This window comes from Paenibacillus sp. VMFN-D1 (assembly GCF_003386155.1).
GTDB lineage: Bacteria > Bacillota > Bacilli > Paenibacillales > Paenibacillaceae > Paenibacillus_AQ > Paenibacillus_AQ favisporus.
Genome location: NZ_QRDU01000002.1, coordinates 1,035,049 through 1,048,041, shown reverse-complemented (window position 1 = coordinate 1,048,041; position 12,993 = coordinate 1,035,049). Strand labels below are relative to the sequence as shown.

The window sequence follows — 12,993 nt, the reverse complement described above, 5'->3', positions numbered from 1 at the left end:
ATGCTTGGGATGTCCTTTCTGACATCTTTAAAAAAACCATTCGTGAACGAATGGTTTTTTCCTGCTACATGACGGCCGGGTAATTACATCCGTTCCATGATAAAATATCCGGTATATCCTAAAAAAAAGGTAAGGAGGCAGGAAGCTGCAATGGATGTAAGGCTAGCAGAACGACTCATCGAAAAATGGGCAGTGGCGAACGCCGGTACGATCGGTCTAGAACCTAATCATATCCAGGCTTCATACATCTATAATCCGGGAGGCTTCGGCAATTTGTCCCTCCGCTTGTCGGACGGCCGCACGCGGCTTCATGTTAAGCTGGCTCCGCCCGATCGGAGCGAACGGCTGCAGCAGTGGGCGGGCGTCAGCGATTATCTTGCCGAACACTACGCCGCACCCAAGCTGGTCCACAGGATTGAAAGCGAGATCGTAGACGGGTATCCGTACGGCCTTGTGTTCGAATATATCGAGGATGCGGTCCCGCTGGCGGAAGCGCCGAATTCGGAGGCTATTCTGACGGGCGTCATCGAGACCGCCTCCAGGCTGCATCGCGACGGCATTCTCCGCGGAATGCTGCCTGACGCGGAAGGCCGCACTTATGCGGATGCCTTTGAAGACGAGTACATATCCAGGTTTACGGAAGACTTGGAAGGAATCCGCGGATCCCGGGAGCTGCTGCGGGACTTCGTATCGGATGAGACCATTTTGTGGTTTGGAGAAGAGATCGAAAGGCTGAGGGAAACCGTCCGGCAGACCCCGGCATTTGGACTCCCTGCGCGCGATGTGGTTCATAACGATCTGAACGGAAACAACGTGCTGACTTGCGGCAAGGACAGCTTTCGGATCATCGACTGGGACGATCTTTCCGCCCAGGGAGATGCGGCGATGGACTATTCGGTTATGTTATGGCCGCTAAGGCATGGCCCATCATGGCCGGTTTGGAGGGAAAAGGTGTTGGCCACGGCAGGAGATACAGTTGCCCAGCGGCTTGAGCTGTATTTTCGGGCAAAACTGCTGGACGACGTCATTGACGTACTAGCCGATTACGTCGAGTCGGAGGAGGTCCCGGAACATCGGGAAGAGGCCCAGCGCAAGGCCAAAGCGGTCCATCTCCGCTCTTATCCGCAGTATCTCGCCCAGTATGGAGCCGGATAAGCAGGCAACGTTAGAGGCTGGAAACGGATTGCTGTTCTTGAATAAGGAGAACACATCATAAAACTCTTTCCACCCGCCTTGATAGACGGGTAGGAAAGAGTTTTTTCACGATGTACAAACTGCGTTTATTTCCGGGCAACGAGCCGCATCAGCATGTCGGCCTTCGGAATTTGATACACCTTGCTTCCATTCGAATTGATGACCATCACGCCGGATAGGACGGATAAATAACAAACGATGAGCTCACGCGGATCTCCTTCCGCCAATTCCCCTGCCTGCTGACCCTCTTCGAATAACGGAAGCAGCATATCTACATACGTATCCATAGAATATTGCTGTTGGAGCTGCTTGACTTGTTCAGGCACCCCGTCGGACGTGGCTGCCTGGTGAATCAGCATGAAGTATGGAGTGCCGTCTTCATTGAGGATTTCCGCCGTTAACGCCCTAATTCTCTCGAGCGGCGTTCCCGGCATGTCATAGACACTGCGCAGCGCCGCTTCCGATTCGGCCATCGCCTCCTGAACGAGTGACGTGAACAATTCGTCTTTGGATTTAAAATAATGGTACAGCAGCCCGTTGCTGATGCCTGCCGTCTCCGCGATCATGCTCATCTTTGCGCTGAGGATGCCTTTGCGGGCAAACACCTGAAGCGCTGCCGCCTTGATTTGTTCTTTTCGTTCATCGCGAATTTGGTGCAATTGCTCTTCGTTTAATGGTGCCAATGTCAAGTACCCCTTTACCGGAAGCTACCGTTTTTTCTACCAGTATATCAAATCCATCTTGGCTATCGCTATGGTCTGACCAGCTCGAACGCCGATTCCGGGAACTGCGGAAGCATTTCTTCGAGAATCGTTTCAACGGGTTGGCTGTTGTCCGCTGTAAGACTGGAGAGCAGTTCCCTACCTTCTTCCGAATCGGTTAACACTTGGACTGCTGTTTCAGGGTTGAAAATGTTTCGGGGGGAAACCGCTAACGTATTGACCGCCCAATAGAGTCCATAGAACTTCCAATCGGGTTTGCTGACCGCATATCTCAGGAACAGCTCCATATATTCCCGGCTGAAGGCGTTCCTCTTGCTCGAATCCGTCCCATGGTATTCGACTCCCTCCCACCGGAGATCGGCCGTACAGTTCAGCCAGAACGCCGGCTCGATGGCCTCCTTGATGCGGCAGAGTACGCCATGCTCCCAATCCGACCGCTGCTCGGGGCGCTGTTCCCGCAAACAAGCCTCCAGGATTTCGACAGAGATGGCAGCCACGGTCATGCCCTGGCCGAAGATCGGGTCATAGATGCAGTAAGCATCTCCCAGGACCAGCAAGCCTTGCGGCCACTGCGGCATCTGTTCGTATCGATGGCAGTACAATTCCGGAACGCGGAAAGGTCTGGGTGACGCCATCGGTTCGAAATCGCGGACGAGTTCTGCGATCTTCGGGCTCGGAAGCTGCTCCAAGGCGCTCTCGAATTCGGCGGCATCCGTCGGAGGGTAATTCCCGCCCGGACGGGCGAGCAGCACTTCAGCCGTATCATTCTCGATAAAAGAGAAGACACTCGTATACGTACCGCTCGCCGGCTGCCCTTGAATGTTGATGACATCCCATTCATCGATCAAATGAGTCAGGTGCGGCGGTACTTTATAGCGGCGGGTGCTGTATCCGAGCGAAACTTTCAACAGATCCGGCTGGGGAACCTCGTAGCCCAGGTCCGTAAGCCAGCCCGACAGCTTTGAAGATCGCCCGCTTGTATCAATAACCAGGTCGGCCATCAGAGCTTTCTCCTGGCCGGACTGCTCGCGGTCTCTGGCTTGCACCCCCATTACCTCGGATCCGTCATGACTCGTTAACAACCCCGTCACCTGGTGTTTCGTCAGAAATTTCACGTTGGAAATGGCTGCCGTCCGCTGCCGGATGACCCACTCCAGAATCGCTCTGCTGAATTTAAGATCATCCCGGTCGTACTTCATTTCCAGGGTGCCGTACTGGTTCATGAAATACGCGTTTTTGTTCAGTGAAGATGGGCAGCCGTTCGCGATCATATCCTGCTCATAACCAGGAAAGAGGCGTTCGATGACCGCTTTCCCCCGCGCCGTAAAGCGATGCGGATGGAATGCCTGAGGCGTTCCAGGCCGGACGTCCGGCCCTGTCGGATAGGCATCATTTTCGACGATCAGTACCTCTTTGAAATGTTCCGAGAGCACGCGTGCGGTCATGAGTCCCGCCATACCTCCACCGATGACGATGGCCTTGCTTGTGTTCCCCTTGGTAACCATAAAATGATTCCTCCCTAGTTTAGATTGACTCATTCAGTCGATAATATTCCAAAAAAAATATGAAGTTCCGTAATTTAGATTGACTCAGTCAGTCAATGTCATTATGCGGTGATTAACAGTTATTGTCAACCCCTTTTTTCATGCATCAGCATTTGCCTGTTCAGACATTTTCGGGCACAACAAAACGGCGGCCGGCGAAGACTTGAAGAATCGCAGTCTATCCCTGCGGCAGCCGTTGTTTAACCATGCATTCCGTTACATTCCAATATGAACGTGAAACCTGTCATGTTGGATCACTCCTGCGGCAGTATCGGCCGGATCCTTTTGATTCGTATCCACAAGATAATCCGCATTGACTGCTGCAGACTTCAGTTTATTTAGCAAAAACAGCGAACGGTCCAGTAAATGTATATCCCCTCTCTTATGGAGACGCTCCTTGATCGTTTCTTCGTCTGCGTGCAGTACCGCATATTTGAGCTGTACGTTTAAATCGGCGATCTGCCTGCAGAACCACTCGAATTCATCTTCGACGACAAAGTCGATCACGACATGAAAACCGCTTTGGATAAAGTTTCTGGTGACGGAAAGGATATTCATCCAGGCCAAGCTCAGACGCTCCTCCCATGTCGGGGCAGGCTCCGTCATCTGCATGTGGAGTAAATCGTCGCCCTCGATCAGCACACAGCGTTCCACGAGCCGAGCGAGCTCTTTCGACGTTGTCGATTTTCCGACCCCGAGCGGACCGGAGATCAGATAGATTTGCTTCGTATCACCGTCCATATGTAATCTTCCTCCTCTCTATACAAAAGCCATCAGCTGCGTCTAACCTTTCCAACTCGGCCGGGTTCAGACTTCTGTAATATGCCAGAGAACGCCGGCGGGATCCAACAGATGGATGGCCCGTCTGCCGTAAGGCTGGATTTCAGGAGGCTTGGCTTTCACGCCGTATTTTCCGATGACACCGGAGTGTTGAAGGTGGCTCCACCACGCATCCAAATCCTGAACGCATAGTTCCAGCATATAGTTTATCTGCAATTCAGCGTTCTGATAGTTCTGTAGATGGAATTCCGTTTCGTCCATCCGGAATATCGTCAGCTCATCGCTGGTGAAGATTTTTTCAAATCCCAAATCCTCATAGAACTGCACAGCAAGCGGGTAATCCTCACCGGACGGAACAAAAGGCCTCAGCTTAAGCGCTTTCATCGTCATCATCTCCTTAACAAGAGTTATTAAAAACGCCCCACGGCATCATTATAACAGCCGCAGGGCGTAATCCAATGAGTATTATATTTTTATACTGATTATATGCCTAACTCAGCCAGCGATGCCGGTCCAAATGGATCATCGAGCGTGTCACCCGAGCTCAATAGCCAGGCAGTGGGCATGATTTGTCGGCCTATGCTCCGGAAGGGAAACAACCAGAGCTCCGTAAGGCTGTTCGAACGGTACATCGCCCACACCCAGCAGCCGCACGGACTTTACTTTGTCAGCCGGGGTCAACGTACGAATGACGGCCAGACGATCCTCCGGCCAGCGCATTTGGAAGGCGTAGAGCATATTCCCCTTCTGCGTAAATCGGTAATCTGCCGATGTCCATTCCACTTTGTTTTCGGTGAAATGGTCAATGACCACCTGTGAAGGGCCTTCGCCTGACACGCGGAACGGGCGGGTGCCAAATATTCCTTCGCCGCAGACTCGAATCCACTCAGCCATCTCTCTGAGGATATGCGTGCACTCGTCGTCGATTGTACCATCCGGCTTCTGCGGAATATTCAAGAGAAGATTACCGTTTTTAGAAACGATATCGACCAGGATTTCGATGACATGCCCCGGCTTTTTATACACAGACCTCACATTATAGAACCAGTCCCCTACGCATGTGTCGGTCTGCCACGGCTCAGGTTTAATGTCAGGCTCTTGGCTCCGCTCGATATCCAGCACGCCTATCGTGTATATTTCCTTGCGCCGATCCTTCTGGTTATAGACCGCACGGTTCACGCCGCCGTGAATCGCAGCGCTCGTATTATACAGGTGTGCGACAGCGCGCAGTCCAGCCTCGTAGGCGGGATCATCCAGGGAGAGCTCCGGCTTTTCCCAGTAGCCTGGTGTGAACGGCAGCCCGCCGTCCGAGTACAGCAGATCCGGCTGATACTTATCAATGATTTCCTTCATCACGGAAAACCAATGACGATGCCACCATGGATTGGATGTATACCAAGGCGCAATCGAATCAGCCTGTATCCTGCCTTGATGGTGTTCCTTATTGGGCAGGTACAAATCCTCATTCGCCGGATCGTTCCCATCGTAAGGAATGCCGGCATATGGCCCCTCCTTATCGCTGCCTTTATTCCAATGGAACCAGCTGAATGTGGCGCCGAGATGCTCCGTTAGGCCAAAAGGCAGCCCACGCCGTGCGGCCGCATCCTTCCACAGAGCGACAATATCTTTTTTGGGTCCCATATTGACCGAGTTCCAGCGATGGATGCTAGAATCATAATTGAAGAAGTTATCATGGTGCATCGCCTGCGCCACGAAATATTTGGCCCCGGCTGCCGTGTATAGGTCCATTAAGGCATCCGGGTCAAACGCCTCCGCTTTCCACAGCTGCACAAGATCTTTATAGCCAAATTTCGATGGGTGACCGTAGTGACGGATATGGTATCGGTATTGTTCCGAACCTTCGATGTAGATGTTCCGTGCATACCAGTCTCCGTACATCGGTACGGACTGGGCGCCCCAGTGCGACCAGATCCCGAACTTGGCGTCCCGGAACCACTCCGGACATTCGAATTGGCGGAGGGACTCAAAGGTAGGTTGGTAGGGGCCTGCGGCGATTTCGTTCCAGTTCATCGGTATTGCCTCCTTTGCTCGAATCAGGAATTGATTTTATCCTAGCAATCCTCATGCCATGAATGAATACAGAATCCTAACCTTCTGTTGGATAAAATTATCTACTCTATTTAGAACGGGGAATATATATATGGGCAACCAATCACTAGCAAGGCTGTATATGGAAAATCTGGACGTACGGGTCACATCGATGGGTTATAACCAGGTATGGACGGATTGGCGGGAGCTCGACTACACGCCGGACTTTAACAAGTTTTATTTGATCTGTGACGGGGAGGGATGGCTGAAAATCGGCGATTCGGAATTCAGACCCAAACCCGGACAATGGTTTCTTATGCCTCATGGGGTTAAGCAGTCCTATTCTTACACTTCGGGCCCCAGATACACGAAATATTGGTGCCATTTTACGGCTCGGATTGGAGACCGCAATCTCTTTGACCTGATTCAAACCCCACTGTATGTGGACACAAAAAATGACAGCGAAGCGATCCGGCTGTTCCGCGAATTGCTCGACAGCGATGCTGCGGCTTCCATTAGCGGTCCGCTGCTTGTGAAATCAGCCATGCTAAGATTGGTTTCTTATTATATTGAGCATGCCGTTTCCTCCGAGGTCAGCCTCCATCGTTCGACGGAGCCCGAACCTCTCGAACAGGTGATTTCGTATATTCAGAGCAGCTACCGTCACAACCTGACTATTACGGATTTGGCCGAAAAGGCTCATTTGCATCCCAACTATTTCATCCGTGTATTTAAACGCCAGTTCGGGATTTCCCCGATCCAATACATCAAGAAAAGAAGGCTGGAGGAAGCAAAACTGCTGCTTGTGACGACGAACCTCCCTTTATCTGAAATCGGCGACCGGATCGGAATATCCGATATCTCCTACTTATCCAGAATTTTCAAGGAATCGACCGGCTTCTCGCCGACCGCATACCGGATGACCTTCAACTCCCATCAAACGGTATCGCCTTAATGAAAAGCTGGTGCAGCTGCCGTTAACACGAAAAAAAAATGGTGCTTGTACAAGCACCATTCCAATGAAAAACATGCCTTGCCTAAAGAGTCAAGCCCACGGTCTTCAGCACTTCCGAATAAGACGGTTTGGGCTGATGCTTCGCATCAAATAAGAACGGCCAATTCTTTCGGCCCCGCACAGGGAAATGGTCCAGCCAGGTATAATCATCGGCAGCGCCCCAAAAAGTGACGGAAGTGATATATTCGCTGTATTCCTGGAACAGCCGGAAAAATTGACCGTAACGTTCCGCTTGAAGAGCCAGCATCTCTTCTGTCGGAGCCGTGAGGTCGGTCCGCCGGTCATCGAACGCAAACATCGAAACGTCCAGCTCCGTAATATGCAGCTTCACGCCCAAACTGGCGTATTTCTCGATCGCCACGCGGATATTATCCAGCGACGGGTGATACAGGCTCCAGTGCGCCTGAAGCCCGATGCCATGGATCGGAACCCCCTGCTCGAGCAGCGATTTGACGAGCGTGTAGATTTTCTCGCTTTTCACCGGATCGGCCTCGTTGTAATCGTTGTAGAACAGCAGCGCCTCCGGATCGGCTTCATGGGCGTACTCAAACGCCTTGGCGATGAAATCCTCGCCGATAATATCGAGCCACTTCGAAGGCCGCAGCAGCTCGCTGCCGCTGTCGGATACCGCTTCGTTCACCACGTCCCAAGCATAGAGTTCTCCCCTGTAACGGGATACGACCGTGTTGATATGAGATTTCATGCGGGCCAGCAGCGTCACCCGATCCGTTTGGCTGCCGTCTTCATTTTCAAACACCCATGTCGGCGTCTGATTGTGCCACACCAGCGTATGGCCCCTTACTCCCATACCGTTGGCTTTAGCCAGGGCCACCATACGGTCTGCCGCCTCAAACGTATACCGGTCCTCCGTGGGATGCAATCTTTCGAATTTCATTTCATTTTCGGCAGTCACGCTGTTGAAATGCTCAATAAGCAAATCACGCTGCGAGTCCAACGTCACCGGATTGACGGCGGCCCCGATCAAAAACTGTTCTTTAAACGCTTCGCGCAACCTCATCATACCTATCCCCTCCTAGAGAAGTTCTAAACGCCAATGCTTTATGAAAGACACCTTCATCCCAAAGTGTAAGCCTCCTCATGATCACGCAACAACCTGCCGTTGACCGTGTCCTCACCCGGCAAAGTATGGTTGTCTTTGACCACACCTTGCGACTTTCAAACAGCCAGCGCAAACGAGGACATTCCCGGAGGAACATCCCCTTTGCATAAAGAGCGAACGAAGTCGGATTACTTCAGCACCTGGTATTGAAAATCGGAAAAACCCGCCGTCCCTCCGACCTCTCGGGTGGAAAACAAAAACAGACCGATGCGGCATCCCATAAAATGGTCCAGCTTGTATACCATCTTGTGCGTAATCCCGAGCTGCCTCCAGTCCGCGCCATCCCGGTAATAAAACATGCACTCATCCGCATTGTTCACGAAATTTCCAATCGTCTTGAGTGTGACGACGTTTCCGGAAACGGGAATTCTGGCGAGTTCGGTCCCGGGCTCTTCGTCGACCAGTTTGCCGAATATGGAGCGGTCTTTGGCCTCTCTGGCCAGCATCACCAGGTAGGATCGGCCGGCCTCCTTGGTCAGGGCAATCAAGCCGTACGTACCGATCAAAAAGCATAAGCCTGCATAATCGCCATCTTTCAGCCCGCTGCCGTCCAGCGTGACTGTCACCTCGCATGCCGGTCCCATGGCGCGCTGCGTCAGCGTATTGACCGCGAACGTCAAATTGGGGCTGATCTTGCCGGATGTGACCCGGTAGACTCCCGGTTTGTCCGTTACAGACCACAATGCATCGTCAGGCGTATGATTCCACTGCCAAACATCCTTCAGGCGTACTTTGCCGTCTTCGTCCGGCGTGTAATCAAAGTCGTCGCTTCCAACCAAAGGCTGGTAGGTATACCCAGGTCTTGTGCTTGGCAGCTCGATCATTGGGGGTGCTGCTTTGGCGAATACCGGAAAACCGTTCTCAAAGCGCAGCGGAACAAGCACCGGAATCCGGCCGACGGCGCCGTGGTCCTGAAACAGCACAGCCACCCATTTCCCGTCCGGCGTATCCACGATGCCGCCCTGCGCTACGCCTGAATAGAAATACCCCATATCGTCATTAAAGACCTCTCCGCCCGTAAATTCGCCCTCCAGGGAATCCGCTGCAAAGCAGGCCTGCGTTCGGCGCCCTGAAGCCTTCGAAATATGGATAAAGAAAGCATAATACCTGCCGTCGATCTTATAAAAGTGGGCACCCTCGTACCCGAGATGATACGGCTCCCGTTCTTTCACGATAACGCGGTTCAGCCCGCCGGGTTTGGGACCGGAAAGATCCTCCTTCAATTCGAGCAGGTGAATCTCGGCATTCCCGTAAATCAGATACGTCCGGCCATCATCGTCAAACAGCAGGGAGCAGTCGTGATAAAAACCCTCGATGTATTGCTTCGTCCATGGACCGGTTACGCTATCTGCCGTGTACAGGTAAGTCCGGCGGGTATCGTTCGCCACGAAGATGACGTAGAATTTACCCTTGTGGTAACGAAAAGATGGCGCCCACATGCCCTGGCCGTAAATATGTTGGCCGTCTTCGAGCCGCTGTGCGGGCGTATTGTCCAGTACGTCGTATACATGTGAAGCCACCTCCCACTGAATCAGGTCGTATGATCGCAGAATGACGCAGCCCGGCATCATGTGCATCGTCGTGCTCACCATATAGTAGGTATCCTCTACCCGGATCACGTCAAGGTCCGGATAATCGGCCCATATAATCGGATTTGGAAACATGTTCTCTCTGCCCCTTCCTAATCGCGTTGTACAATGATTTCGATCGACACCTCGGCCAAAGCCGGGTTCAAATCCCTTTCTTCCGTTAAATCAAGCACCGGATATCCGTCCATGCCGAAATGAACGCGGCGGATTCCGGAGCCTCTTGGCCCCTCTACTCCAGGTCGGGCATGATATACGTTCCAAGTGACGCCATCGTCATCGGTAATATAAGAATTATGGCCCGGACCGTATTCGCCCGGGACGCTTCTCGACGTCAGCAGCGGATAATTGCCCTTCGTCCAGCTGCCGGGATCCAGCAGGTCCGCATTCGCATCGGCGGTCAGCAGGCCTACACAATAAGTAGCGTCTACCGCCGCGCTCGAGAAGGTTAGAAAAATCCTGCCGCCCCGGATCAAAGCAAACGGCCCTTCATCGACAAAGGTATGGTTATTGGCCCAGCCAAAGTCCGGCTTGGTCAGCAGCACCGGGTCGCTCGCCAGCCTCCACGGCTCCTTCGGATCCAATTTCGCGATATAAACCCAGGCGCCAAGATCTGCAGGCAAGAACTGCCGCTCCGACCAAGCCGCGTAACAATCCCCGTTCACCTGGATGACGGTCATATCCAGTGAGATCACCTTGCCCGCCTCGCATAACTCGGTACCGTCTTTCCTGACGACGCGCCGGGGCATCGACCAATCGGCGGCACAAGTGGGGTCCCCGCCCTCGCGCAGCTTCATCACGTGGCACTCTTCATAGAAAAATTCGCCTGTCGTTGCCGCATGAAAAATGTACAGCCCGTCCTCGATAATATGGAACTCGGGCGCCCATAACAGCCCTTTAATGTGATCATAGGTTTGTGTATCCAAAATTAAAGACTCGCCGGCCTGAACCAGACCGGATATCGTCTCTGCTTCCCGGATATACAAGGTTCGGTTGCCGTCGGCGTCGTTGGTCGCAATGAAATAATACTTGCCTTTCCATTTCGCGATGCAGGGGTCCGCCCGGTTCGGCGCGATCGGAAACGCATAATGCTCCTGACGAACCCTTCCCTTAACCCGATAGGTTCCCGCCTGATCCCAGCGAACCGCTGCCGCATCCCAGTCCACGGCTTTGGGGGCCGTGGTGCCGTCACTGTATACCGCGGTCGCTTTGAGCGCTTTCAAATCCTCGGCCGATGCCGCCTTGATGCCATCCGGAACTTCAATGGCGACATTCTCGGGAACCGTAAGCCGGCATACGAGCCGTTGTGCCGTTACCCGCGGAACGCGGATCACATTACGGGGCTGGACGCCTTCAATGTCTGCCGATACGGCTTCGAGCGTAAACGCCTCCGCTTTTTCCGGAGTCCCGGCGCCAGCCAAACCATAAAGGTCCTGAATCTTATTTTGGTAGCTGCCGCCCTTCCCGTCGCTCCACCGGATGACGTATGCCTGGCTTGATTCATCGTACTCGCAAGCGACATCATGGGCGTAAACATCGCTTTTCAAATCGACAAGCCCGATTTCTTGATACTGCAGCAAATCGTCGGAAGTAAAGAACAGCACCGCCCCTCGGCTCTCTTCATCCTGCTGTCCATCCGCCTCCGTCCGTACGGCAACGACACCGAATTTTCCGTCGGCCATGCGGAAGAGGTACGGATTTTTCAGGCTTTTGGCCCGGAGCGTCCCGTTTTCATGATTCGTTGCCTTGGCGAACAGGACGCCTGAATTATGGTTCAAGGCTTGGAAGTCCCTGCCGTCCTCGCTATAGGCAAGATGCATGCTGTACGCCAGTCTAGGTGCATAGATGATGTCCTCCTGCGGAGTGCGGGTATAGCATAGTACTTTGATAAATTCGCTTTTCAATATCATGGCATGGTCCTCACCTTTATTGATCATTTCAAATACGGATTTGCTGACGGAGTAACGCCATTTCTGATTGTTCTATTGACTTTATATTGGGTTTACTATGAAATTATAAATTAGGACATCTTAGCAATGAATGATCTATGCTGACAGAAACTTGATCTATTCTAAGATTGGAGATCGTGATGACGACATCCATTTACTATGTCGGATATGATGCCGCCCATCCCGGAGACTTTATTTATGACATTCCGGATGGACATGATTTTTGGCTGCTGATTCTTACGCAAACGCCGGCTGAGTTCTGGGTTCAAGGAGAAATCCGGGAGTACCCGGCAAACTGTGCCGTTCTCTTTCCCCCTCGGCAAAAGATTATGTACCGCGCCTGCTCAGGCCAATTTGTGAATGACTGGGTCCGTTTCGAGACGGACGAATCCTACGTTCTGGAGACGACACTTCCGCAGGGCGTTCCGATTCCGGTCCCGGATCCCGGATACTGCCGCCAGCTGTTCCAGCTTCTGGCCACCGAAAATTTTTTCAGCTGCGATTACCGGGAGCTCTCGATCGACTACCTGTTTCGGATTTTGTTCAACAAGCTGCTCGAAGCTTTTCAATCCAAGGAAAATTCGCCGCATTACCAGAAACTGTTGAATCTGCGCAAGGCGATCCATAACTGTCCCGGTGCTGAATGGAGCGTCCCTTCCATGGCCGATGACATACACTTGAGCCCCGGGTACCTGCAAACGCTGTATAAGGCGACTTTCGGGATTTCCTGCATGGACGACGTTATCCAGTGCAGAATCCGCCTCGCCAAGGAAAGGCTGATCCACGGATCGCTTCGAATCGCTGATATCAGCGAGCTGTGCGGATACAAAAATGTCGAGCATTTCTCCAGACAATTCCGGCGTATCGTGGGCTGCACGCCTCGTGAGTACCGGCAGTCGGGTGATTTACGGCTTTGAGATTAAATCAAGCAGCTTTCTATCCGTTTCCAATAGAAACCTTCTCCTTATAGATAACTAAAATAGAGCAGCAGCATGCGGGACCGCATGCTGCTTTTTCGTGTAGTTTTATCGCGA

Annotated in this window: 11 protein-coding genes; 3 read left to right on the top strand and 8 right to left on the bottom strand. The window is 52.6% G+C overall.

The window, feature by feature from the left end; genetic code table 11:
• Positions 1 to 150: 150 nt before the first annotated feature.
• Positions 151 to 1,155, top strand: coding sequence for an aminoglycoside phosphotransferase family protein (locus tag C7820_RS20285; RefSeq protein WP_116232522.1), 1,005 nt, complete (start codon positions 151 to 153; stop codon positions 1,153 to 1,155).
• 125 nt (positions 1,156 to 1,280) lie between these two features.
• On the opposite strand, the gene C7820_RS20280 is transcribed toward C7820_RS20285, so the two are convergent.
• The 5 genes from C7820_RS20280 to C7820_RS20260 all read right to left on the bottom strand — a co-directional run bounded on the left by C7820_RS20280 (position 1,281) and on the right by C7820_RS20260 (position 6,271).
• A complete protein-coding gene (locus tag C7820_RS20280; RefSeq protein WP_089546190.1) occupies positions 1,281 to 1,877 on the bottom strand; it encodes a TetR/AcrR family transcriptional regulator in 597 nt (198 codons plus the stop codon).
• A gap of 68 nt (positions 1,878 to 1,945) precedes the next feature.
• Positions 1,946 to 3,421 (bottom strand): FAD-dependent oxidoreductase, encoded by a 1,476-nt coding sequence (locus C7820_RS20275; protein WP_258875312.1) that lies wholly within the window; start codon positions 3,419 to 3,421, stop codon positions 1,946 to 1,948.
• Positions 3,422 to 3,676: 255 nt separating this feature from the next.
• Positions 3,677 to 4,201, bottom strand: coding sequence for a P-loop nucleotide/nucleoside kinase family protein (locus C7820_RS20270; RefSeq protein WP_116232520.1), 525 nt, complete (start codon positions 4,199 to 4,201; stop codon positions 3,677 to 3,679).
• A 66-nt stretch (positions 4,202 to 4,267) separates the two neighbouring features.
• Positions 4,268 to 4,624, bottom strand: a complete 357-nt coding sequence (locus C7820_RS20265; protein ID WP_116232519.1) for a VOC family protein — start codon at positions 4,622 to 4,624, stop codon at positions 4,268 to 4,270.
• Between the two features lie 150 nt (positions 4,625 to 4,774).
• The gene (locus C7820_RS20260) at positions 4,775 to 6,271 is read right to left on the bottom strand and encodes an alpha-L-fucosidase (protein ID WP_116232518.1); all 1,497 of its coding nucleotides are present in this window, start codon (positions 6,269 to 6,271) and stop codon (positions 4,775 to 4,777) included.
• A gap of 130 nt (positions 6,272 to 6,401) precedes the next feature.
• Here C7820_RS20260 and C7820_RS20255 point away from each other — a divergent pair, with 130 nt between their 5' ends.
• A complete protein-coding gene (locus C7820_RS20255) occupies positions 6,402 to 7,244 on the top strand; it encodes an AraC family transcriptional regulator (protein ID WP_179231880.1) in 843 nt (280 codons plus the stop codon).
• Positions 7,245 to 7,326: 82 nt separating this feature from the next.
• Here the strand turns inward: C7820_RS20255 and C7820_RS20250 are convergent, their stop codons facing one another.
• From C7820_RS20250 to C7820_RS20240, 3 genes are all read right to left on the bottom strand, one after another.
• Entirely contained in the window at positions 7,327 to 8,325 is a 999-nt protein-coding gene (locus tag C7820_RS20250) for an endo-1,4-beta-xylanase (RefSeq protein WP_076169180.1), read from the bottom strand.
• 227 nt (positions 8,326 to 8,552) lie between these two features.
• Positions 8,553 to 10,088, bottom strand: a complete 1,536-nt coding sequence (locus C7820_RS20245; RefSeq protein WP_116232516.1) for a glycoside hydrolase family 43 protein — start codon at positions 10,086 to 10,088, stop codon at positions 8,553 to 8,555.
• A 17-nt stretch (positions 10,089 to 10,105) separates the two neighbouring features.
• Positions 10,106 to 11,920 carry a family 43 glycosylhydrolase gene (locus tag C7820_RS20240; RefSeq protein WP_116232515.1) on the bottom strand — a complete coding sequence of 605 codons (1,815 nt, stop codon included), beginning with the start codon at positions 11,918 to 11,920 and terminating at the stop codon, positions 10,106 to 10,108.
• 179 nt (positions 11,921 to 12,099) lie between these two features.
• On the opposite strand from C7820_RS20240, the gene C7820_RS20235 reads away from it, so the two are divergent.
• The gene (locus C7820_RS20235) at positions 12,100 to 12,876 is read left to right on the top strand and encodes a helix-turn-helix transcriptional regulator (protein WP_116232514.1); all 777 of its coding nucleotides are present in this window, start codon (positions 12,100 to 12,102) and stop codon (positions 12,874 to 12,876) included.
• Positions 12,877 to 12,993 lie beyond the last annotated feature (117 nt).